A 22309-nucleotide genomic window follows, 5' to 3' on the forward strand; every position below is an offset into this window, starting at 1 on the left:
TTTCCTATTTTATTAGGTCTATCTTACTATTTAATTAAGAGCATAGAAAACTACTACAAAAATTATTAAACAATAATGACTAAAATATAATGGCAAAACAAGACTACTACGAACTGCTTGGCATCTCAAAAGGTGCAGATGAAAAAGAAATTAAGCGTGCATATAAAAAGCTCGCGATGAAATATCACCCCGACCGTACTCAGGGTGATAAAGAAAAAGAGGAAAAATTTAAAACCATTCAAGAAGCCTATGAAATTCTCAGCGATAAAGAGAAACGTGCAGCTTATGATCAATACGGACACGCAGCCTTTGAACAAGGCGGTTTCGGTAACGGAGGATTTGGCGGCGGTTTCGGCGGCGCAGATTTTGGTGACATTTTCGGTGATATGTTTGGTGATATTTTTGGCGGTGGCGGTCGTTCACGCCAACGTGTCGTACGTGGTGAAGACCTACGCTATGATCTTGAAATCAGCTTAGAAGAAGCGGTAAAAGGAACAACCAGAGATATTCAAATCAATACTCTTGCCCATTGCGATAACTGTGATAGCAGTGGCGCAGAAAAAGGCTCAAAAGTTGAAACATGTCCAACCTGTCACGGAGCAGGACGTGTTCGCCGCCAACAAGGTTTCTTTGTATCTGAAAGTATTTGTCCGACTTGTCACGGCTCCGGCAAGAAAATTGAAAAACCTTGCCACGTTTGCCACGGAGATGGTCGCGTTCATAAAAAAGAAAGCCTTTCAGTTAAAATCCCGGCTGGGGTGGATACCGGTAACCAACTTCGCTTAAGCGGCAAGGGCACAGCCGGTGAAAACGGAGCACCTGCAGGTGATCTTTATGTTGTGATTCACGTAAAAGAACATCATATCTTTGAACGTGACGGCAATAATCTTTATTGTGAAGTACCGATTAGCTTTGCTACCGCTGCATTGGGTGGTGAAATTGAAGTCCCAACCTTAGACGGTCGAGTAAAACTCAAGATTCCTGCCGAAACCCAAACAGGAAAATTATTCCGAATGCGCGGCAAGGGTGTAATGTCTAACCGCAGCGGTTATGCGGGTGATTTAATCTGCCGTATTGTAGTCGAAACGCCAATAAATTTAAGTAGTGAGCAGAAGGAATTACTCAAACAACTTGAAGAAAGTCTGCAAGGAAAGGGATTAAGCGAACATAGCCCAAAATCCTCCGGCTTTTTAGATGGTGTGAAAAAATTCTTTGATAATCTGGGTAAATCCGATAAATAAAAACTTGACTAAAAAAGCCCGCACTCTGCGGGCTTTTTTCATTTTGCTTGTGATAAAAATGCGGTAGCTTTTGACCGTACTTGATGATTTAAACAGAATTACACCACGATACAAATATGGCTTTGTCTATGCATATGGAGGCGGTATTACCCCTACATTTCGTTGAGTCTACAACGCAATCTCATCCAAAGATCGTCCAAAACTTGGCATAAAGACTTGTAAGAAGTAATCCATTTCTTGGGTATGCCATTGTTGCATTAGGGTTTCTAATCTTGTTTTTGCGGCTTTAAATTCTTGATTGCCATTGTCTAGTTCAAATTGTGCTTTAATATAAGCACAAATTAAATCCGCCTGTTTGACTAAATGTTTTTCCTCATCAGAAAAAGTTTCACTGTCTAAATAGGGCGCAAAATCATCTTGCAGTTCTTGTGGTAAAAGGCTGATTAAATGTAGCTCTGCCGCACTCTCAATTTGTTTATAAGCTTGGGTAATTTCAGGGTTGAAATATTTTATAGGGGTGGGTAAATCACCGGTAAAAATTTCTGACGTATCATGATACATTGCCATCACAGCAATTCTTTCAGAATTCATCTTACCACCAAAAAATTTATTTTTGATAATTGCCAGTGCTTGTGCGACAAATGCGACTTGCAGACTATGTTCTGCAAGATTTTCTTTTTCAATATTACGCATTAGCGACCAACGTTGAATCAAACGTAGGCGATCCAGACAAGCAAAAAAGTGACTGGTTTTAATTTCCATATAACCTCTAATTAGAAGGTAATTCTTCCACGACCAAAGGTAAATCAAACACTTTCCCTAAACGCATCACCGTCACCGTCACTGTCGTATTCGGCGGAGTATTAGAGATAATTTGCATCATTTCAGTGGTTGAAATTGCCTCTTGATTATTAAGCTTTAAAATCACATCGCCCACTTGAATACCTGCTTTGGCTGCGGGGCTATTGGCACTCACCCCGGTGATTAAAATTCCTTGCTCTGTACTGGCACTAATCTCACTTTGTACGCCAAAATAACCGCGAATCACTCGCCCATCACGAATAATTTTATAAAGTACATCATTGGCGATATCCATTGGAATAGCAAAATTCAGTCCTTCTGCGATTTCATTTGAGGTTTTGCCTATACTCAATGTACTAATTCCCACCAATTCACCGGCAGAATTGATCAAAGCCCCGCCAGAATTTCCTCGGTTAATCGACGCATCTGTTTGAATAAAATTTTGTCTGCCAAGGGAATCCCCCACAGCACTACGCCCTACCGCACTAATGATGCCTTGGGAAACACTTTGTCCAAGATTATAAGGATTACCGATTGCGAGAGCGACATCTCCGACATGAACTTGGCGCGTTGAATTTTGTGGGATCGTAGCAAGGTTATCAGCACGAATTTTTAACACGGCAAGATCCGTTAAATTATCCGAACCTATAAGACTTGCTTCATAAATATTGCCATTTTGTAATGCTACGACAATTTGATCAGCATTTTGAATCACGTGTTTATTGGTAAGAATATAGCCATCTTTACTCATGATCACACCTGATCCCAAATTGTTGACTTGTAATTGATCACTATCATTAATGCTAGCGGAAGAAAAAGATCGGTTATAGACATTCACCACTGCCGGGGAAGCAATACGCACAGCGTTTTTGAAGGACACAATATCGTCTGAAGTAAAAATACGACTTGAATTTAATCTGGGAACGGCAAAGAGAATAACACCTGCTGCGGCAAGCCCCCACAGAGCGGAATGAAAAAGTTTTTTGAACATTTAAGATCCTTTTGGCGTGTAAATGAGTTTTATATCCTCGCCAATTTGTTGAAATTCGTTAAGCTGCCATACCGGAGCATCAGATAACCGTTCTAAATGAGGTAACTGACATAAACCACGTGCTTGATCGCCTAATAATTTCGGTGCCATATAAATAATCAATTCATCTACTAGCTTCTGCTCGATCAAACTACCGGCTAAATTTGCCCCAGCCTCTACCCAAAGAAGGTTAATTTGGCGTTTGCCTAATTCAAGCATTAGCGCCTGTAATAAGTTTTCTTTAGGCAAAACAATTTGTTCACAAAAAGAGGGAAAAGTAGAAAGATCTCTTTCCTGACTAGAAACCAACCAGACCGGTGATTCAGTCTGAAATAATCGATGTGTCGGTTGAATACGATGTTGAGAATCTAAAATAACCCTAACAGGTTGACGAACTGTTTCTTTGGGATAATCTGCTTTGAGATCATCGGTAAAATCTTCCCAACGCACATTTAAACTCGGATCATCGGCTAAAACTGTTTCAGAGGTCGATAAAAGTGCGGATGATTTAGCCCGCATTTTCTGCACATCAGAACGGGATTCCCCACCTGTAATCCATTTACTCTCACCGCTTGCCATTGCAGTTCTTCCATCAAGGCTCATCGCCAGTTTTAATTGGACAAAGGGAACACCTTGACGCATTCTCTTTAAAAAACCTTTATTGAGCTTTTCTGCGGAATCTTCAAACAAATTGACCGCACTTTCAATACCGGCCTCAGCCAATAAGCACAATCCTTTCCCCGCTACCTGTGGATTTGGATCTTGCATTGCCGCAATAACTTTGGCGACCCCCGCATCAATCAAACCTAATGCACAGGGCGGCGTACGCCCATAGTGAGAACAAGGTTCTAAGGTGACATAAGCAGTCGCCCCTTTTGCCTTTTCACCCGCTTGTGCCAATGCTATCCGCTCCGCATGAGGTTGCCCGGCTTTAAAATGAAAACCTTCCCCCACAATTTCACCGTTCTTAACCAAAACACACCCTACGGCAGGATTAGGTGCTGCGGTATAAATTCCTTTCGAGGCTAAAGCTAATGCGCGTTGCATAAATTGATGATCTTGATCGGTAAACTGATAAGACATAATTAATCCTTCAAGCTTTCAATTTCTTTCGTAAATTGGTTGATATTATCAAAACTTAAATATACCGAAGCAAAGCGAATATAAGCGACTTTATCCAACTCTTTTAGTGCGCTCATCGCTAATTTCCCGACTAATTGGCTCGGCACTTCACGCTCACCGGTAGCACGCAATTGTAAAATAATATGGCTAATGGCTTTTTCCACATCATCCGAACTCACCGGACGTTTTTCCAACGCATGTTGAATGCCGCTACGAAGTTTCTCTTCATTAAAAGGCTCTCGAGATCCATCAGTTTTAATAATTTTAGGTACGATCAATTCTGCCGTTTCAAAGGTAGTAAAACGTTCGTGACAGCTGCCACACTCACGGCGGCGGCGAACTTGATAACCATCGGAGACCAAACGGCTATCAATAACCTTCGTTTCTTCAGTGGAACAAAATGGGCAACGCATAGGGAATCCTCGTGAAAATGGGCGCTTATCTTAGCAAAAAAAGTCTATGTTGACGATTTACTTTGCTTTCCAGTGACTGATTTCTTATCTTCTTTTAGAAACAATAACCCAAACCAATCTGTCGTTTGTTTTAACAATGCCAATAAATGCTCTTGGTGTTCAAATTTTGTCGTTTGGGCGAGTATACGCATCCAATAGGGATCGGCTTTTTTGATATAGTTTCCTCGTTTTTCATCTTCTGCTAATTTTTGTAGTTTCATCAAAATTACATCAAAATCTACCGCACTTTCATCTTTTACAATGAAATCCGATATTTTCTCTATGGTTGGAACAGGCTGAATTTCTAGCTGGCTTTGTAAATAAGCCTGTACATAGATTTGCAACTGTGCCCATGCGGTTTCAGGCGTAACCTGAGGAAATTCGATTTCTTGGTCTTTTGTTATTAATTTTGGCGGTATTACATTTTCTTGCGTCACACATTGAATTAAATAATAAAGCCAAGGGCGAATACAATAGCGCTCTTTGTAGGTGGCAAAACGCCATTCAATCACCCGTTGCATTTCATTGAAAAGATTATCCATATAGCCAAACAAGCGAATAGGCTGCACTTTTCCTTGCCAAGTCACATTTACTATGAAGTCAATAGAACAATGAGATGGCTCTCCTAGATCAACAATTTTTTGTTTAAACGCCAACACGGTATCACGCACGATCTCAGCTGCGACCTGCCCAAATTGGGCACGAGGCAATATACCTTTCACAGCAGCTTGTGCAAAATATGCCTCAAATTGTTGTTCATCCGCATACACCAGATCATTATTGAGCTTATAGTTATCCAATCCGTCTAAGGTAAAATTTTCGCTATCAGCAATGCGATCATCTTCATCACGGAAATACACACCGAGTTGTTTTTCAAAGAAAAATTTTACGGGATTTTCTATAAATCCAACTAAACGTTCTAGCTCAATTTCCGTCACGCTTTCTCTATTTTCCATCACCGAAGCAAACTCTTTTTGCGCAACCTTCCCACCATTTTTTACCATAGGCAACCATTTCTTGGCAAAAGAGCGGTTGAAATCATCGTCATTGCTGAAATTGCTCGGGCTAAATGCTGTCATCGTATGCAGTTGAACCTGTAACTTCTGCTTGTCCGTTTTATCTTGATTAATATAATCAAGCAGTTGGCTCACCAATACGGAAGGTTCCCTTTCTTGGTTATCAACAATTGAACGCCCAACATAACTGATATAGCAGTAATCACGTGCGGCAAGCAAAGCCTCAAGGAATAAATAACGATCATCATCACGACGTACACGGTCGCCTTTTTGATGATGATATTGCATCAAATCAAAGCTGTTTGGTGTTTGCGAACGAGGATAATCCGCCTCATTCATACCAAGCAAACACACCACTTTAAAAGGAACGGCACGCATTGGTAACAAGGTGCAAAAATTCACTTTACCGGCCAAAAATTTCAAACTATTCGGGCTTTCTTCCAATTTGCCGGTCATCACATCGGCTATCACTTCTGCTTGTAGCGCTAAATCAAAATGAAGTGAGGAGAGTTGCTGTACCACCTCATTAATTTTCTCTTGAATATAAAGTATCGTATCGTTGGTTTCTTCATTTTTTGCAAAAAAGTTTGCCAAAAGTGCGGTGAGTATTTCATGCCATTTTTCTATTGAATGGGATTCTTGAAGCATATCATGCCAATAAGACAGCTGGGTGAAAAAACGGGATAAATTCCCAGCTAATAACCCCTTTAAACCATAACTACTATCAAACCCCAAACTATCCTGCCAAATCCCATGCTCTTCTCGCATCGCATAGCCTAATACCATACGCTCTAAACCGGCTTGCCAGGAATTGAAATTGATCCCGTCTTGGGTTTTCTTCAAACCAAAACGAATCCCCACCTCTGCAACCCACTCACGTACCAAAGGTAAATCGGAAAGGGCAATATCAAAACGCTCACGCAGTGCCGGAATATCTAATAAAGCCAGTATGGTTTCCGCAGTAAATGAGCTTTCTTTTAAACGCAATAATGTTAAATAGCAAGAAACCAACACATCGCTTTCCGATAATTTATTATCAGAAATAGAAAAAGGGATCTGTATTGCCTCCCCATTTTTCTGACCGAAAACCGCTTGAATATAGGGGGTATATTGATTAATGTCTGCGACCATCACCACTACATCTTTCGGGGTGAGCAAAGGATCTTGGTTGAATAAATGCAACAGATAGTCATACAGCACCTCAACTTCCCGCATAGCGCTATGGCAAGCATGCACCGTCAAAGAGCGGTCATTTTTTTCAAAATTTAAAGGCTGATTGTCTAAATGCAAAATATGAGATTGTAATTGTCCAAGCAATGTAGAGGCTGAAATTTCTTCATAAGCATTCACTGAATAAGTAGGCACATTTTCTTCATCTCGAACCAATGCATAAAGAAAATCACGCCCCATTTTTCCCCAAGCCGCCAACAGTGGATTGCCAATTTGCAGATGTTCATTATGATAAGTTGTTTCTCCCCTCCCTTGTATCAAAGCGGAACATTGCGCTTCTGAAAAGAGCGGTTGAATTTCAGAGGAATTTTGATAGCTCCGGCGTGTACGGCCGGAAAGATAATCCATACGCAAATTACGGATATCCCCCCAATATTCTTGGCTAGGATTGTTAAAAAAGAGGTGAATATCCACTTCTGATGACATCGCTTGTAAAATAGACAAATAAGCAGCCGGTAATGCCGGAATACCAAAAATAAAAAGGCGACTTGGCAATTTTTTCGGCTGATTTTTATTATTTAATAAGGTAAGAAATTGCTCATGCAAGGCAGCACGGTGGGTAGCATATTCTCCCATATCTGCTTTAATATCCGACACTAAAGCACGCCACAATGCCCCTTGCCACGCCACATTACCGAGAATTTGTTGTAACAAAGTTTCATTTAAATGAGCTTGTTGTGCCTTAATTTGTGTGGCAATAAGCTCATCTTCTCCTTTTTCCCAAGCAAAAATCCATTCGGGACGATAAACCAAATATTGGTCAAAAAGATCGGCGATCTTGCGACTTAATTGATAACGTTTATATTGTTCGGAATGTGGCGAAGAAACTAAATAATGACGTAGTGGTAAAAATTCTTCCCGTTCTAAAAAATCGGGCATAAGCTTCATTAAACGCCACATTATTGAATCTTTATCAAAAGGATTTTGCAAGGAAACAGAAGACAAATTATCTGCATAGAGCTGCCAAATAAAGGTTGCCGGCATGGGAAAAGCCAAATGAGCGGAAACACCATTTTTCTTTGCTAATTCCATCTGTAACCATTGTGCCATACCGGGGCTTTGCACCAAGATAATATCTTGTTGAAAAGGATCCTCTCGTGGAAGCGTTTTGAACAATTCGGCAAGAATATCTTTCTGTTTTTCAAGTTGATTGGAATAGTAAACGATAAACACGATGGCAACCTATCAAAGTAAGCAAAAATAAAGGCTAATTTTACCTGTTTTTTAATCATTTTTCAGCGAAAATTCCCCCATATGAGAGCGAATAACCACTTGATGACTTTGACATTGTATCTGAAATTGTGTGCCATTTTGTTTCACTTGTTGTTCACAAGGTAAACCTAAAAATTGCCGTTGTGCTTGATTTTCTGCAATCTGTAACGCTTGAAAATCATAATAAATTTTCACCGCACTTTGACGTTGATTTGTCGTCCAGCGATTAAATACGAGAAATAATATACTTAACATCATTAGTGTAAACATCACAGAAATCAGTGACATTCCCTTATTCGCTAGGGGTTTTAAAATCACTCCAACTTTTCTCCGCTAATTGCCATTTACTGTATTGATATACCAAGGGTTCAATGATCTTTTTGCTATAGGCAACGCTCACCCCTTCCAAAACAAGGTGTCCACCTGTAATCACTGCACCACTCACCCGACCTTTACCACGCAAGGTTAAATCCCCCTCCGCGACTAAAATTCCCAATACAGTGCCGTTCACGTCCCATTCTGCTTGCTTTCTTTGAAACCAATATAAGCGTGGCATTTTATTCTCAATGAAAGGATTCGGAGGCGTTAAAAAGTGCGGTCTAAATTCATCAAGATTTTCTAAGTGGATAAAGTTTGTCAATAAACCTTGATTGACGCCTTTCGTTGGAGGTTTCTTGAATATTCCAACACGTTGACACCATAAAGAATATTGAATGGCATCTTCGGCACCTTGCCTATTTATAGAAACTTGCCGAACCCGATCCGAATTATCCAAAGGCAATAATGAACAAACTTTCTGCTTCTCTTTCGATGCCATTTTTTGTAGTGCCACGGTTCGCTCCACATAATTTTTACGTTGCATTTGTTGAGCACGAAAAAAACTCAGCGTACTATCATCAAAAAATAACATTATCGTCAGTAACCCAGAAAGAAAGATCAAAATAGTGAGTGTCACAATCCCCTTTCTTCCCCGGAATAAAATCATTGATTCCACAATGCTACCACCATAGCCGTTTCATACTGAATCATTGGATACCTTTTTAAATGACCGGCAAGTTGAATCTCAACACCTTTTCTTTCTGCAATAAAATTAAACTGTAAACGGGTGATTTCATATTCCCGTTCATCAAGTAAATCCGTCCAGCCTCCTCCCGCCTTACAGGCTGTTTGCTGAAGTGCTTTTTGACATTCGGTTGATCGACACTTAGCATTGATCGCACTTTTATAAGTTTGTTTCGTTTCAATCATTTTGTTATTCAATTTATACCCGAAAAGCTCTTTTTCGATGCCTTTTGCCACATTCTGCCCCCTATTTAAACACGTATTTTTTGTGAATTTCTCACCTATGCATCCGTTTGCATTCAAATCGTAAAAGAATAAAACACAGCTATTTTGGGGTGCATTATCCGCTTGAGAAATAAAGAGCGCAGAGCCCTGCTTATCTAACTCAAACAAAAGAATATTGCTTTCTATTAACTTGCTATTTAGTGCCCGAAACCCCGCACGACGAAGATCTTTACCCATAAGCTGAATCGTTCGTTGCAACTCAGACTGAAGTCTCAATTTCAACAAAATCTGCTGATTTTGAACTTGGATATGGGTATAAAACTGTGAAATCACCCATAAAAGTGCCGATGAAATGGCCAGTGAAATCATTAATGCCAACAATGTTTGCCCTTTTTTCATCATGATCTCGTACAAGCACTGGCTGATTGATTTGGTTTCAATTTCAAACTGCCTACATTAAAGAAAGAAAATAATGTACGATCATCGCCCACTTGTAATAAAAAACAGTTGGAATCTATTGTATTGCGTATGCCATTGAAACGAGCTATTTCTAAGGGGTAAATCTTTGGACTCATAATCGTTGTTTGATCCGAAAAGTAGGGATAGTAAAAATGTGCATAAACCTCTTTTGGGCAAGCTGTCGGATTCAAACAATCACAAAGTTTGTCATTCTTTACCTGAGCCGTCATACACCAGCGCTTCGTAGTAGGATGACGATTTGCCAAAATAAACCAAATCTCAGAGGAATTTTCTGCCCTCCCCTGAATTTGTCGCAAAAATAAATAAAGACGATGTTGCTCTTTGGCTAAAATCATTTTCGGATTATCCGTTTGCCAAAAGGGAATCGTAAAACTCAATGTAATACTGATAATTGTCAAAGTGATTAATAATTCTAACAATGTCGCACCTTTTCGCATAAAACGCCCCTCATTTCAGCCTCACTTTAACGTTTTTTCTCACAGGGGCAACAATGCTGAATCATTTTTTCGATTCGGATCGCAAAACCTATGGTAAAGACAAGGAAAAAACCTTGTTTTATGATTTTCAGCTGGTTATTTTCACAAATGCCGCTATAATGGCACGGAAATTTTTCAGTTCTTTAAAATCTGGTGGAATTATGAATCCAATGTTAAATATCGCCATTCGTGCGGCACGAAGAGCGGGCAATGTCATTGCTAAAAATTACGAACGCCGTGATACTATCGAAGCAACGCAAAAAGGCATTAACGATTATGTGACCAGCGTAGATAAACTCGCTGAAGCTGAAATTATTGAGATTATCCACAAATCTTATCCCGATCACACTATCATCACGGAAGAAAGCGGTGCAATTGAGGGAAAAGAAAGTGATATACAATGGATTATCGATCCGCTAGACGGCACTCGTAATTTTATGAATGGTTTGCCACACTTTTCCGTATCAATCGCTATTCGTGTAAAAAACCGCACTGAAGTAGGCGTGGTTTATGATCCAATACGTAACGAATTATTTACCGCTGTACGTGGTGAAGGCGCAAAATTAAACGAAGTACGCTTGCGTGTTGATGCCAAACGTGAACTTCAGGGCGCTATTCTTGCCACCGGATTCCCATTCAAACAACCAAAACTTATGCCAACCCAATTTGCCATAATGAATACCCTCATTGAAGATGCAGCGGATTTCCGCCGTACGGGTTCTGCCGCTTTAGATTTATGCTATGTAGCGGCAAGCCGTGTTGACGGTTATTTTGAAATGGGCATAAAAGCATGGGATTGTGCAGCCGGAGATTTAATCGTGCGTGAAGCCGGCGGCTTAATTTGCGACTTTGAAGCGGGTAACGGCTATTTACGCAGTGGAAATATCATTGCCGCCCCAACTCGAGTGTTAAAAGAAATGATAAATAAAATCCGCCCTTGCTTAGGTGCTAATTTTAAAAATTAAAAAACATTGAAAAAGACAACCGCACTTTTCACATCTCAAAGTGCGGTTATTTTTATCTTATTTTTAATATATTTGGAAACAAGGATATTTTCCCTTAACTGTTTTTTCTATTTCCCCATCGGATTAAACGCTCAACCAAATCCAGCAACTCACTGCGTTGATCATTCTCTAATTCTTGCAGTAAACGTTCCAATCTTCGGGCTTGATCCATTGTGCGATTGCTACTGTCAATCACAAGATCAGCAACTTCACAATGAAAAATCTCTGATAGCTCTACCAAACGAAGAATTGTCGGCACGGTTTTCCCCCGTTCCATTCGCGATACCGCATCATTACTCATATCCAAAATTTCCGCTAATTGCGCCTGCGTTAATCCGGCAGCTTGACGATATTTCGTAATGGCACGACCAACAGTAAGCATTAATTCTTGTTTCTTGTCTGGCATTGCTTTCCCCTACATTGAAAGTAGCAATGATAAACCTTGACTTTCTCACATAAACAGCTTTTAATTCTATAACTAGACTTAAAAAATCTAATTTAAATATAATAGCGAAAAAAACAAAAAATTTTCGCTTGCGACACAACCTGACGCACAAGATCGGAACTTCTTTGCTAAATTATATATACCTATCTACAGCGATTTAAAAAAATGAAAAAGAATAACCAACTTGCACAACGTTTAGCACTAATATTAAGCAAACTTAATCAAGGGGTTCGTCTTGATGTTCACCAATTATCTGAAGAATTTGGTGTTTCATTACGCACCATTCAGCGTGATATCAACCGCTTTGATTTTCTCGAATGGGAAGAAAAAGGCGCAAGATATTACAAAATTAACCGCCAAAGACTGGGATTTCTCACCGAAGAAGATATTCAACGTTTCGCACTCTTTGTCAGCGTGGCGGATTTATTCCCGAAAATCGACCAACAATTCTATCAAGAAAAACTGACACAGAGCGTGCAGATTAAAGGGTTTCAATATGAAAGCATCCACCATCTTGAACAAGAATTCAACCTACTGCAAAAAGCCATTCAACAACACAATTTCATTAGCTTTAAATATAAGAAATTGAATACTGAAGAAGGGAAATATTACCAAATTGCCCCTTATAGTTTGATTAATAAAAACGGCATTTGGTATCTCATTGGAACAGATCAAGACAAACAGAAAACCTTTTGTTTCACCCAACTAAGTGCGGTCGAAATTTTAGATGAATTTTTCACGCCTAATCCACAACTGCTAGAAGAAATCACAAAAAATGACAGCATTTCACACGGCAACCAATTAAGCGAGGTGATAATTAAAGTCTCCGCCTTTGCCGCCCCTTATTTCCTACGCCGAAATTTGCTCCCAAATCAAAAACTCGTCCATAAAGCAGAAAACGGCGAACTGATTTTATCAAGTGAAAATGTCCACGAACTGGATGTTGTCCCTTTAGTGCAATATTGGATACCTCATTTGACGATTATTAGCCCAAGTGAATTACAGGGAAGAATGATCGAGAAATTGCAAAGTTATTTATCAACCACAAACAACTAGGAGAAACATTATGTTTGTACAAAATCTAAATAGAGAACAGCAATCTATTTTACTTCATTTTGCTAAAGAAGTTGCTCAGGCTGACGGAAGTTCTGACGAGTTACAACTAGGTATGGTAGAGATTTTGCTAAAACAATCCGAAGATGGTATTACAGAAAAAGTAATTTCCTTAGACGAACTTCCAAATTTCTTTGATACAGAAAAAGCTAAATGTTCATTATTACTTGAACTTTTAGGTATTGCACATGCTAATGAAGAATACCATCTCTCTGAAAGAGATTTAATTTCTCAATATGCTAATAATCTAGGTATCTCATTGGATAAATTAAATGCCTTAGAAAATTGGGTTGAAAAACAGCTTGTTTTATCTAAAGAAATTGAAACTTTATTAAACTAATTAGGGAGAAATTTATGCCTTTACCATTTATTTTAGCTGGTGCTGCAATTGTCTCAGGTGTTTATGGAGTTAAGAAAGGGTTTGATGCTAAAAGCGATCTAGATGACGCAGAAAGATATCAACGCTATGCAAAAGAAGAATCTAATGATATTAATAAGAAATTAGAATCTCAAAGATCTAACACAAATTCAGCATTAGTTTCTTACGGAAATTCTAAAAAACAAGGAATAGATCAAATTAATAAATTTGATTCGTTGATTTGCTATCCTAATGGAGAGAGAAGAAATAAACAACTTTCTGTAGCATTTAATAAAAAAGTCATTATAACACCAAAAGAAGAGGTGCAAATCTTAAAAGATTTAGAAATTATTGATAAACATAAATCACTAGAAGATTCAATAAAGTTAGTAAAAACACAGACCATCAACATGGAAAAAATGACGAGTGCAGTACAATCTGTTGCTGCTGGCACAATAGCAGGATTAGCCGCTGGTGGTGCGAGTTATTTAGGCGTTGGTACCTTAGCTGCAGCCTCAACAGGAACAGCAATAAGCACTCTATCTGGAGCCGCAGCTACTAATGCAACTTTAGCTTGGTTAGGAGGTGGTTCTATTGCTTCTGGAGGTTTAGGTATCGCAGGGGGAACTGCAGTTCTAGGTGGATTAGTCGCTGGTCCTTTGCTTGCTATTGGAGGTGCTGTAATGGCTTCAAAAGCTGCAGCTAAAAAAGATGAAGCGTATGAGCACCTATCTAAAGTTCGTGGAGAAATAAAAAAGTTAGAAATAGCCATTAGTAAATTAAATGCTATCTGCATATATACAAAGGAATGTAATTCTACATTCAAAGAATTAATGAATTATTGGTTAGATGACCTTTTTGTGAAATTTGATAACTTAGCTTCTAGAGGGGTTCATTATAGTGATTTAAGTAAAAGTGATAAAGATATTGTGATGGCAAATTATAAAATAGCATATCTATTACGAGATTTTATTAGTGAGCCTGTAATGAAAGATGATAATGTGATCTCGAAAGAAGAACAAAAAGCATTGAAAAAAGCTAAAAAGGATTACACCTTTCAATAGCTAAATTAAAAAATGGGGAATTTTTCCCCATTTCTTTATATGAGGAATAAATATGAATGATTTAGAAACTTTTAAAAAGTCGTCAATAACAGATTTGCTATATAAAGATAACAGTAACTTATATGGTTTTGAGAGTCTTATAAAGAAAGAGGAGTATCTTTCTTTTAAAGATATTTTAAAAGCTCATAATATTGTACTAGATAGAATTGATGAAAGAGAGCTGGAGTTAAATAAAAAATTAGTAGAAATAAACGAAGATTTAAAAATTAGAAATGAATGCGATAAATGGGACTATATTTTTGCAAGCTCTGCTGGCGTATTAGCTGGGCTTGTTGATTCTTTTTTTGTCGGTTCACCTAAAGATTCAAAATGGCTCTCTTCTGCAGATAGTGTTATGGATAATTTAGTGCAAAAATTTGCAAAACTTAATGGGTGGAATGGTCCAAAAGAAAATTCTGATCCTACTAAAAGTGCTATTGGTTATTTAGAAAAAGCGTTTAAAGTCAATTATGATCATAGACATAGCAGTGATGTTTCTGGTCTTTTTACTATGGCAGCAGTCAATCACCACTTAAAATCATTATCTCACTCACCTAGTCCAATAGGTCTAATCTTTTCTATTATAGATCAATTTAAAGGAACGGCAACATTCCTAGATAATGGGTATTTAATTACTGTTGATTCAGAAAGCAACTTACAAGGTAGCAATTTTCCAAGTAAATTATTTGCAGCATTTATCAATTGGATAGGGCATATTATGTCTGATATTGCAGGTTCTTCTGGAGCAAGTGGTAGAGGATCGGGAATACCTATACCATTTTATGAACTATTGCAGAGTTTAAATATTGGTAGTTTCGGCAATGATAAAAAATCATTGGCGGAAATTGCAGTTAAAGTTTTTGAGCAAGGTTATGACTTTAGATTTGGAATGGTTCAATCAATTCCAGTTGTAATGGTTGAGCTGTTTGTAAGAGTATTTTGTATTATTAGACATCGTTTTCAATATAACCGATCTTGGGCTGATTGTTTACAATTTTTAAATTTCGACAGAAATGCAAGATTAAAAAAAATGCTACTTGTAGGTCAAGGAACACTTTGCTTAGTTGATGCTGGAGATGCATTTATTCGTAGTGGGTTTGCTCAAAATTGGGTTGAATTTTTCTCTCGTTTGAATTTTGTTGCTTGGATGAGATTTTCTTATTTAGCTCTTCGACAATCAATTGCATTATTGAAGAATGAAATAGAGATTCAACGTTATAAATTAAGAGCTGAAGCCTATAATTCTTATGTTGAAGATGTAAATCATTTAGTAAATAACTTTTTAATAGAACATAATAAAAAAATAGAACGCTTCTTTTTAGAGCGTAAAAAGGAATTAACATTATTACTAAATTCTCTAGAAAATGCACTTGATACCTCAGATCATCACCAAGCAACGAAAATTATTGGTAGTATTGCGAGTATATATGAACATGAAGATAGATTTAACGATCTTGATGAATTTGAAAAATTTATGATGGAAAATGACTAATACAAAATTCCCCTGTACAGCTTGTGGCAAATGCTGTCGCCGTGTTAATCTAAGTGAACAAACTAGCTTTTTAGATCGTGGTGATGGTATTTGCCAATATTTTAATGAGAAAACTAATTTGTGTAATATTTATGAAACTAGACCGCTTGTTTGTCGGGTTGAAGATTACTATAAAACGTATTTATCTCATCTTTATGAATGGGATGAATTTGTTAAAGTTAATTTAGAAATTTGTAGAAATTTTAATAATGATTAATTTCAAACATAGAATAATTTTTAATATATCCTCTCAGATTATTTATATCTTCCTAAACAAGGTATTTTATTATGTCAAAACAAAAAATTATAAGAAACAATATGATAAAATTATTTAATAAAATCATTTTATTATTAATTGTTATCAATGCTATTATAGTTGGTGCGGATACTTACCCTGCACTATCTTATAAAATGGGTAATTATCTTACATTAATTAACAATATTTGTTTAACTATTTTTGTTATAGAAATAACATTAAAAATTTTTTATACTAAAAAATCCTTTTTTAAAAGTTGCTGGAACATTTTTGATTTTGGAATTATTCTTATCTCTGTACTTGCTGAGTTTAGCCCTCTTTCTATTTTTAGGGTTATTCGTGTCATTCGCATTCTACGTTTTTTATCTGCAATTCCTAAAATGAGGATTATTACTCAAGTATTATTTAAATCAATTCATTCAATGCAAGGGGTTGCAATTTTATTATGTATCGTATTATATGTGTATGCTGTATTAACTACACATTTATATAGTGATATATCCCCACAATATTTTGGTAGTTTAACAGAAAGTTTTTATACTCTATTTCAAATTATGACTTTTGATAGTTGGTCATCAGGTATCGTTCGACCAATACTAAGCAGCTCCCCTTACGCTTGGATAACATTCATTAGTTTCTTACTTATTGCAAGCTACATTGTCCTAAATATTGCGATTGGAATTATTGTTGATTGTATTACAGAAATCAAAGAATATGAGATGAATTTAAAAATTCAAGAAAAAGAAGATAAGCTCTTAGGAAAAATGAATATATTAGAAAATGAAATTAAAGAGTTAAAAGAACTTATTAAAAAAGGCTGTTAGCTCCAAAGTAGAATATAGCAATTAAAATTCCTTTAACTTAGTCAACCACTTAATTTTTTATTTTCCTCTGTGTTGAGATTCTATAAAAAACCGCACTTAGCCTTGAAATAAGAAATTCTCAGGCAAAGTGCGGTCATTTTTTTATCTGTTTTTATTCTGGGAAAATTTCTTCCAAAATTAGGGCTAGTCCATCTTCATTGTTGGTTGCAGTGACACGATTGGCTGCTTGTTTGATTTCTTCGGGGGCGTTGCCCATTGCGACACCCAAACCTACATTTTCCAACATATCCAAATCATTAAAATTATCGCCAAAGGCGATGGCTTCTTCAATTTTGACCTGAAAATAATCCTCTAAGAAACGCACGGCACGGCCTTTTGTGGCAGATTGATGCATGACTTCTAAGAAATTCTGGTGTGAACGGCAGATACTTAAATGTGGAAAAGCCGCTTTTAAACGGTTTTCAACTTCAATGATTTCATCTGTTTCACCAATAATTTGAATTTTATGCGGAGAGTAAAGCGCACTTTCATCATAAGGATCAATTTGAATTTTCGTCACACTCTGCTCGAAAATAACCCATTTATTATTTATATCACGAGCCACACAATCATCATGAGTGTAGTAATTCACAGCTAATTCGGGATACTGTGCCAATAGTTGGTTAATTTGTTGAATATCTTCCACTGAAATATTCACGGAATAAAGTACATTAAGCTGACGATCTAAAATCAGCGCACCACTAAATGCGACAATGATATTGTAATGCTCAATTTGCTTGGCATAAGGCAAAATGCCTAGAGGAGAACGGGCAGAAATAGGAACAAAAGGAATGCCCTTGCGTGTAATACGCTGAATGGCGGCTAAGGTTCTTGGGGTGATTTTATGATCTGAGGTTAACAAGGTTCCATCAAAATCACTGAATACAGCTTTATACATACTTACTCCAAATTATTTTTCCGATAAATAAGGGTCGGCAAAACCTAAATTTTGCATAATCTGTGTTTCCAGGCTTTCCATTTCTTCGGCTTCATCGTCTTCAATATGATCATAGCCCAATAAATGTAAACTACCATGCACCACCATATGCGCCCAATGTGCCATAAGCGGTTTTCCTTGTTCTTTGGCTTCACGCTCCACCACTTGGCGACAAATCACTAAATCGCCTAATAAAGGTAATTCAACTGCATCAGGACATTCAAAAGGAAAGGAAAGCACATTTGTAGGACGATCTTTTCCACGGTAAGTGAGATTAAGTTCATGACTTTCTGCTTCATCCACAATACGCACAGTCATTTCCATATTCTCGCTTTCCGGTTGAACCGCTGCCGTTGCCCATTGAATAATTTGTTGTTCTGTTGGTAAATCTTGTATATTTTCTGTGGCGATCTGTAAATCAATTAACATACTACTCATGATTATTCTCCTAAATTCTCGGCTAAAATTGACCGCTCTTTTTCTCTCTCAATTTGACGTTGCTCGGCTAATTCCTTACGGCGGATTTCATCTTTTATTTCCCATGCTTCATAGGCTTGCACCACTTTCGCCACCACAGGATGACGCACAATATCTTGACTATCAAAATAATTGAAACTTAACTCAGGTACGCTTTCAAGCACTTCAATCGCATGGAGTAAGCCTGATTTAGTGTTACGGGGTAAATCAATTTGCGTAATATCTCCGGTAATCACCGCTTTGGAATTAAACCCAATACGGGTTAGGAACATTTTCATCTGCTCGACAGTCGTATTTTGACTTTCATCTAAAATGATAAAGCTATCATTTAAGGTTCTTCCTCTCATATAGGCTAAAGGCGCAATTTCTATTACATTGCGTTCCATCAGTTTCTGTACACGTTCAAAACCCAACATTTCAAACAATGCATCATACAGTGGTCGTAAATAAGGCTCAATTTTTTGCCCTAAATCCCCCGGTAAAAAACCTAGTTTTTCCCCCGCTTCAACTGCCGGGCGGGTTAATAATATACGGCGAATTTCTTGTCGCTCTAACGCCTCTACCGCTGCTGCTACGGCTAAAAAGGTTTTTCCCGTACCCGCAGGCCCAATACCAAAACTAATATCATGGGTTAAAATGTTATGTAAATATTGAATTTGATTTTCACCACGTGGCTTAATCACGCCACGTTTCGTTTTTATCGTTGTGCTGTAAACTTTACTTTCTGTTCGTGTTAATTCCAATTGGGAAAGCATTCTGCTTTCTTGTAGAGCAATGTGCACATCCTCTAAATCCAATTCATTCACTTTCCCTTTAATCGGGGCTGTTTCCACATATAAATCTTGAATTAATTTGACCGCACTTTGCATAAGTTTTTCGTGCTGAGGCTTTGGATTATCTTCATTTGATTTGAGGGTAAAAGTGAAATTATTGCGGGCGATGTTCAAATTAAAAAACGCTTTTTCGATCAATCTAAGATGCTCATCAAATGCACCACAAAGAGATTGAAGACGTGTATTATCTTGAGGTTCTAGGGTGAATGTTGTCATTAATATTTAACGTTGAGTGATTTAAATTTGGGCTATTTTAGCTTAATCTGATTCTATTTACATCAGCTACCTAAAAGTGATCAGGTTTCTCTTTACTTTACTTTAATCAATTCCTTTTAAACCATTGCTTGAAAAGTGGGGAGTATTGTCTTATAAAAAACCTGCACCTTAATCGGTTATCCTTCAGGCAACCTTTAGGTGCAGGGAAATTTTTCTATTTAACAGCACGTCTCATTCGGATGTTCAACATTTCTACAATTGCAGAGAATCCCATTGCAAAGTAAATGTAACCTTTTGGAATATGAATATCGAGACTTTCTGCAATTAAGCTCATACCAACCAAAATCAGGAAAGCTAAAGCGAGAATTTTTAAAGTTGGGTGGGTATCCACAAAATCACCGATTGGTTTTGCGGCAAACATCATCACACCAACAGCAATAACAATTGCCAAAACCATTACAGGTAAATGCTCTGCCATACCAACAGCGGTAATAACAGAATCAAGAGAAAACACAATATCCAGTATGGCTATTTGAATCAATACGCCAAAATAACTGACTTTTCTTTGATTGTCATTCTCATGATGTTCTTCCGGATGGAGAGCTTCCTTAATTTCCCCGATACTTTTCACAATCAAGAATAAGCCCCCCAAGAATAAAATTAAATCCCGTCCGGAAATCTCTTGATTAAACAAAGTAAACAGCGGTTCGGTTAATTTCATCATCCAAGTCAGCGACATCAAAAGCAAAATCCGCGTAATCATCGCTAAAGATAAACCGATAACCCGACCGGATTGACGTTGATTTGCTGGTAAACGCCCCACTAAGATACTGATAAAAATAATATTATCGATCCCCAAAACAATTTCAAGTGCGGTTAATGTTGCAAGAGAAAGCCAAGCTTCAGGGTCTGAAAGCCATTCAAACATAATGTGTCCCTATAAATAAAGTCCGAAAGCCGAGATCATAATCTCTCTACGAAGAAAAGCAACGTATTTCATCAACTTCTCAATGTTTCGTAAATTGTCTCTGCCAATTTTTTTGAAATACCCGGTACTGAAGCAATTTCATCTAATGTGGCATTTTTCACGCCTTGCAAGCCCCCAAGATATTTCAATAGCGCTTGACGTCGTTTTGCACCTACTCCTTCAATGGTTTCTAAACCACTGTGAGTGAAAGCATTTTGGCGTTTTTTACGGTGTCCGCTAATGGCGTGATTGTGGCTTTCATCACGAATATGTTGGATTAAATGCAAGGCTAAACTATCATCGGGCAAGTGGATTTCACGATTTTGTTTGCTGATAATCAACACTTCCTGCCCTGCACGACGATCTACCCCTTTCGCTACGCCAATTAAGTGCGGTCGGTTTTTATCCCATTTGACCTTCAATTGTTGAAACACGTCCAAAGCACGATTAAGTTGCCCTTTTCCTCCATCAATAAAAACAATGTCAGGGATTTTGTCTTCTTCTAAATCACGGTCATAGCGTTTTTTGAGTGCCTGTTCCATTGCCGCATAGTCATCACCACCGGTAATGTCTTCAATGTTAAATCGCCGATAATCGGATTTTAACGGGCCTTCTTGGTTGAATACTACACAAGACGCTACCGTTTGATTGCCCATTGTGTGGCTAATATCAAAACATTCCATTCGTTTAATTTCCGACATACCAAGCAATTCGCACAAAGCCAGATAACGCTCAGACATTCGTGAGGATTGCTTGAGCTGGGTGGCAAGCGCCACTTTCGCATTCACTTGTGCTAGCTGTAAATATTTACTTTTATCGCCTTTCACACTTTCTTGAATCGTCACTTTTCTGCCCGCTTGCTCGGTAAGCAGCGTTTCCAGTTCGGCTTTTTCCGTCAGTTTCCGATCCACAATAATACTATTCGGGATACTTCTGCCTTGATGCCCTTGTAAATAAAATTGCCCAACAAAGGTTTCCGTTAGCTCAGAAAGATCCGTATTTGCCGGCACTTTCGGGAAATAACTGCGATTACCCAATACTTTTCCCTGACGGATAAACATGACTTGCACACAGGCTAAACCGTGTTGATAAGCGATAGACATAATATCCATATCGTCTAACCGTTCATTGGACACAAACTGTTTTTCGATAACCGATCGCACCGCTTGGATTTGATCCCGATAACGCGCGGCTTGTTCAAAATCCAACTCACGGCTTGCCTGATCCATTTTGCCAATCAAATAGTCCAGCACTTGTTGATCTTTACCTTGTAAAAATAAACGTGCCAGCTCCACCTGTTGTGAATAGTCTTCATCGGTCACATAGCCTGCCACACAAGGCGCAGAGCAACGCCCGATTTGATATTGCAAACAAGGACGCGAGCGATTGCCATAGACGGAGTTTTCACACTGCCGTACCGGAAATAATTTTTGGATTAAGGATAAGGTTTCCCTCACCGCCCCTGCGTGAGGATAAGGTCCAAAATATTCACCGGCAATTTTTTTAGCCCCTCGGTAAGCCGTAATGCGAGGATGGCGTTCTTTGGTTAATAAAATGAAAGGATAAGATTTATCATCACGCAATAGGACGTTATAACGGGGCTGATAAAGCTTGATGAAATTGTGTTCCAGCAATAAGGCTTCTGTTTCAGAAGAGGTAATCGTGGTGTCAATATGATAAATAGACGCCACCAACGCCTCTGTTTTTTTACTGCTAAGATTGGAACGAAAATAACTCGACAGGCGTTTCTTTAAATCTTTGGCTTTGCCCACGTAAATCACCTGATCTTTATCGTCATACATACGATAAACACCCGGTTCGTGAGAAACATTCGTCAGGAATTTCTTGGCATCAAACAT

At 38.1% G+C, this 22309-nt stretch carries 23 protein-coding genes; 8 read left to right on the plus strand and 15 right to left on the minus strand.

Features of this window, described 5'->3' with window-relative positions:
* Nucleotides 1-89: 89 nt before the first annotated feature.
* Nucleotides 90-1241 (plus strand): molecular chaperone DnaJ, encoded by a 1152-nt coding sequence (dnaJ, locus tag E4T92_RS03450; protein ID WP_135093454.1) that lies wholly within the window; start codon nt 90-92, stop codon nt 1239-1241.
* Nucleotides 1242-1409: 168 nt separating this feature from the next.
* Here dnaJ and yfbR read toward each other — a convergent pair whose 3' ends face one another.
* The 9 genes from yfbR to E4T92_RS03495 are packed head-to-tail and all read right to left on the minus strand — an operon-like array spanning nt 1410 to nt 10308.
* Nucleotides 1410-2003, minus strand: a complete 594-nt coding sequence (yfbR, locus tag E4T92_RS03455) for a 5'-deoxynucleotidase (protein ID WP_135093455.1) — start codon at nt 2001-2003, stop codon at nt 1410-1412.
* A gap of 7 nt (nt 2004-2010) precedes the next feature.
* Nucleotides 2011-3033, minus strand: coding sequence for an outer membrane-stress sensor serine endopeptidase DegS (gene degS / locus E4T92_RS03460; RefSeq protein ID WP_077541047.1), 1023 nt, complete (start codon nt 3031-3033; stop codon nt 2011-2013).
* Nucleotides 3034-4155 (minus strand): bifunctional diaminohydroxyphosphoribosylaminopyrimidine deaminase/5-amino-6-(5-phosphoribosylamino)uracil reductase RibD, encoded by a 1122-nt coding sequence (gene ribD, locus E4T92_RS03465; protein ID WP_135093456.1) that lies wholly within the window; start codon nt 4153-4155, stop codon nt 3034-3036.
* Between the two features lie 2 nt (nt 4156-4157).
* Entirely contained in the window at nt 4158-4607 is a 450-nt protein-coding gene (gene nrdR, locus E4T92_RS03470) for a transcriptional regulator NrdR (RefSeq protein WP_135093457.1), read from the minus strand.
* A gap of 44 nt (nt 4608-4651) precedes the next feature.
* Entirely contained in the window at nt 4652-8065 is a 3414-nt protein-coding gene (gene recC / locus E4T92_RS03475) for an exodeoxyribonuclease V subunit gamma (RefSeq protein ID WP_135093458.1), read from the minus strand.
* A gap of 51 nt (nt 8066-8116) precedes the next feature.
* Complete coding sequence (locus E4T92_RS03480) at nt 8117-8392, minus strand: DUF5374 domain-containing protein (protein WP_228063537.1); 276 nt, start codon at nt 8390-8392, stop codon at nt 8117-8119.
* Between the two features lie 4 nt (nt 8393-8396).
* Entirely contained in the window at nt 8397-9089 is a 693-nt protein-coding gene (locus E4T92_RS03485; protein ID WP_077541054.1) for a DUF2572 family protein, read from the minus strand.
* Entirely contained in the window at nt 9086-9793 is a 708-nt protein-coding gene (locus tag E4T92_RS03490; protein ID WP_077541056.1) for a type II secretion system protein J, read from the minus strand. Before E4T92_RS03490 ends, E4T92_RS03485 begins: the two co-directional genes overlap by 4 nt.
* Nucleotides 9790-10308, minus strand: coding sequence for a prepilin-type N-terminal cleavage/methylation domain-containing protein (locus E4T92_RS03495; protein WP_135093459.1), 519 nt, complete (start codon nt 10306-10308; stop codon nt 9790-9792). Before E4T92_RS03495 ends, E4T92_RS03490 begins: the two co-directional genes overlap by 4 nt.
* A gap of 200 nt (nt 10309-10508) precedes the next feature.
* On the opposite strand from E4T92_RS03495, the gene suhB reads away from it, so the two are divergent.
* Nucleotides 10509-11312, plus strand: coding sequence for an inositol-1-monophosphatase (gene suhB / locus E4T92_RS03500; protein ID WP_135093528.1), 804 nt, complete (start codon nt 10509-10511; stop codon nt 11310-11312).
* A gap of 94 nt (nt 11313-11406) precedes the next feature.
* Here suhB and E4T92_RS03505 read toward each other — a convergent pair whose 3' ends face one another.
* A complete protein-coding gene (locus E4T92_RS03505) occupies nt 11407-11757 on the minus strand; it encodes a helix-turn-helix transcriptional regulator (protein WP_077541060.1) in 351 nt (116 codons plus the stop codon).
* 204 nt (nt 11758-11961) lie between these two features.
* On the opposite strand from E4T92_RS03505, the gene E4T92_RS03510 reads away from it, so the two are divergent.
* The 6 genes from E4T92_RS03510 (at nt 11962) to E4T92_RS03535 (ending at nt 16981) form a co-directional block, all read left to right on the plus strand.
* On the plus strand, nt 11962-12852 hold the full coding sequence (locus E4T92_RS03510) for a WYL domain-containing protein (protein WP_135093460.1): 891 nt from the start codon (nt 11962-11964) through the stop codon (nt 12850-12852).
* A gap of 10 nt (nt 12853-12862) precedes the next feature.
* Nucleotides 12863-13249, plus strand: a complete 387-nt coding sequence (locus E4T92_RS03515; RefSeq protein ID WP_135093461.1) for a DNA repair protein — start codon at nt 12863-12865, stop codon at nt 13247-13249.
* A 14-nt stretch (nt 13250-13263) separates the two neighbouring features.
* Complete coding sequence (locus tag E4T92_RS03520; protein WP_135093462.1) at nt 13264-14331, plus strand: hypothetical protein; 1068 nt, start codon at nt 13264-13266, stop codon at nt 14329-14331.
* Between the two features lie 52 nt (nt 14332-14383).
* The gene (locus E4T92_RS03525) at nt 14384-15862 is read left to right on the plus strand and encodes a hypothetical protein (RefSeq protein WP_135093463.1); all 1479 of its coding nucleotides are present in this window, start codon (nt 14384-14386) and stop codon (nt 15860-15862) included.
* Nucleotides 15855-16118 carry a YkgJ family cysteine cluster protein gene (locus tag E4T92_RS03530; protein WP_135093464.1) on the plus strand — a complete coding sequence of 88 codons (264 nt, stop codon included), beginning with the start codon at nt 15855-15857 and terminating at the stop codon, nt 16116-16118. The genes E4T92_RS03525 and E4T92_RS03530 overlap by 8 nt, the downstream gene beginning before the upstream one ends.
* A gap of 71 nt (nt 16119-16189) precedes the next feature.
* Nucleotides 16190-16981, plus strand: a complete 792-nt coding sequence (locus tag E4T92_RS03535; protein WP_135093465.1) for an ion transporter — start codon at nt 16190-16192, stop codon at nt 16979-16981.
* A 151-nt stretch (nt 16982-17132) separates the two neighbouring features.
* On the opposite strand, the gene E4T92_RS03540 is transcribed toward E4T92_RS03535, so the two are convergent.
* The 5 genes from E4T92_RS03540 to uvrC all read right to left on the minus strand — a co-directional run bounded on the left by E4T92_RS03540 (nt 17133) and on the right by uvrC (nt 22309).
* Nucleotides 17133-17918, minus strand: a complete 786-nt coding sequence (locus tag E4T92_RS03540; RefSeq protein ID WP_077541075.1) for a Cof-type HAD-IIB family hydrolase — start codon at nt 17916-17918, stop codon at nt 17133-17135.
* Nucleotides 17919-17930: 12 nt separating this feature from the next.
* Nucleotides 17931-18395 carry an rRNA maturation RNase YbeY gene (gene ybeY, locus E4T92_RS03545; protein WP_077541077.1) on the minus strand — a complete coding sequence of 155 codons (465 nt, stop codon included), beginning with the start codon at nt 18393-18395 and terminating at the stop codon, nt 17931-17933.
* Nucleotides 18396-18397: 2 nt separating this feature from the next.
* The gene (locus tag E4T92_RS03550) at nt 18398-19483 is read right to left on the minus strand and encodes a PhoH family protein (protein WP_135093466.1); all 1086 of its coding nucleotides are present in this window, start codon (nt 19481-19483) and stop codon (nt 18398-18400) included.
* 214 nt (nt 19484-19697) lie between these two features.
* Nucleotides 19698-20411: a TerC family protein gene (locus E4T92_RS03555; protein WP_135093467.1), complete on the minus strand. Its 714-nt coding sequence runs from the start codon at nt 20409-20411 to the stop codon at nt 19698-19700.
* 71 nt (nt 20412-20482) lie between these two features.
* Nucleotides 20483-22309, minus strand: coding sequence for an excinuclease ABC subunit UvrC (uvrC, locus tag E4T92_RS03560; protein ID WP_135093468.1), 1827 nt, complete (start codon nt 22307-22309; stop codon nt 20483-20485).

It is taken from the genome of Pasteurella sp. WM03, assembly GCF_004570945.1.
Classification (GTDB): Bacteria; Pseudomonadota; Gammaproteobacteria; order Enterobacterales; family Pasteurellaceae; genus Rodentibacter.

Coding starts and splice junctions, on each gene's coding strand:
- E4T92_RS03490 (WP_077541056.1), bottom strand. CDS start 9,793: ATGATGAAAAAAGGGCAAACATTGTTGGCATTAATGATTTCACTGGCC.
- E4T92_RS03550 (WP_135093466.1), bottom strand. CDS start 19,483: ATGACAACATTCACCCTAGAACCTCAAGATAATACACGTCTTCAATCT.
- E4T92_RS03535 (WP_135093465.1), top strand. CDS start 16,190: ATGTCAAAACAAAAAATTATAAGAAACAATATGATAAAATTATTTAAT.
- uvrC (WP_135093468.1), bottom strand. CDS start 22,309: ATGTTTGATGCCAAGAAATTCCTGACGAATGTTTCTCACGAACCGGGT.
- E4T92_RS03520 (WP_135093462.1), top strand. CDS start 13,264: ATGCCTTTACCATTTATTTTAGCTGGTGCTGCAATTGTCTCAGGTGTT.
- E4T92_RS03485 (WP_077541054.1), bottom strand. CDS start 9,089: ATGATTTTATTCCGGGGAAGAAAGGGGATTGTGACACTCACTATTTTG.
- E4T92_RS03495 (WP_135093459.1), bottom strand. CDS start 10,308: ATGCGAAAAGGTGCGACATTGTTAGAATTATTAATCACTTTGACAATT.
- nrdR (WP_135093457.1), bottom strand. CDS start 4,607: ATGCGTTGCCCATTTTGTTCCACTGAAGAAACGAAGGTTATTGATAGC.
- E4T92_RS03510 (WP_135093460.1), top strand. CDS start 11,962: ATGAAAAAGAATAACCAACTTGCACAACGTTTAGCACTAATATTAAGC.
- E4T92_RS03530 (WP_135093464.1), top strand. CDS start 15,855: ATGACTAATACAAAATTCCCCTGTACAGCTTGTGGCAAATGCTGTCGC.
- suhB (WP_135093528.1), top strand. CDS start 10,509: ATGAATCCAATGTTAAATATCGCCATTCGTGCGGCACGAAGAGCGGGC.
- E4T92_RS03540 (WP_077541075.1), bottom strand. CDS start 17,918: ATGTATAAAGCTGTATTCAGTGATTTTGATGGAACCTTGTTAACCTCA.
- ribD (WP_135093456.1), bottom strand. CDS start 4,155: ATGTCTTATCAGTTTACCGATCAAGATCATCAATTTATGCAACGCGCA.
- E4T92_RS03505 (WP_077541060.1), bottom strand. CDS start 11,757: ATGCCAGACAAGAAACAAGAATTAATGCTTACTGTTGGTCGTGCCATT.
- E4T92_RS03515 (WP_135093461.1), top strand. CDS start 12,863: ATGTTTGTACAAAATCTAAATAGAGAACAGCAATCTATTTTACTTCAT.
- E4T92_RS03480 (WP_228063537.1), bottom strand. CDS start 8,392: ATGTCACTGATTTCTGTGATGTTTACACTAATGATGTTAAGTATATTA.
- ybeY (WP_077541077.1), bottom strand. CDS start 18,395: ATGAGTAGTATGTTAATTGATTTACAGATCGCCACAGAAAATATACAA.
- dnaJ (WP_135093454.1), top strand. CDS start 90: ATGGCAAAACAAGACTACTACGAACTGCTTGGCATCTCAAAAGGTGCA.
- degS (WP_077541047.1), bottom strand. CDS start 3,033: ATGTTCAAAAAACTTTTTCATTCCGCTCTGTGGGGGCTTGCCGCAGCA.
- E4T92_RS03555 (WP_135093467.1), bottom strand. CDS start 20,411: ATGTTTGAATGGCTTTCAGACCCTGAAGCTTGGCTTTCTCTTGCAACA.
- yfbR (WP_135093455.1), bottom strand. CDS start 2,003: ATGGAAATTAAAACCAGTCACTTTTTTGCTTGTCTGGATCGCCTACGT.
- E4T92_RS03525 (WP_135093463.1), top strand. CDS start 14,384: ATGAATGATTTAGAAACTTTTAAAAAGTCGTCAATAACAGATTTGCTA.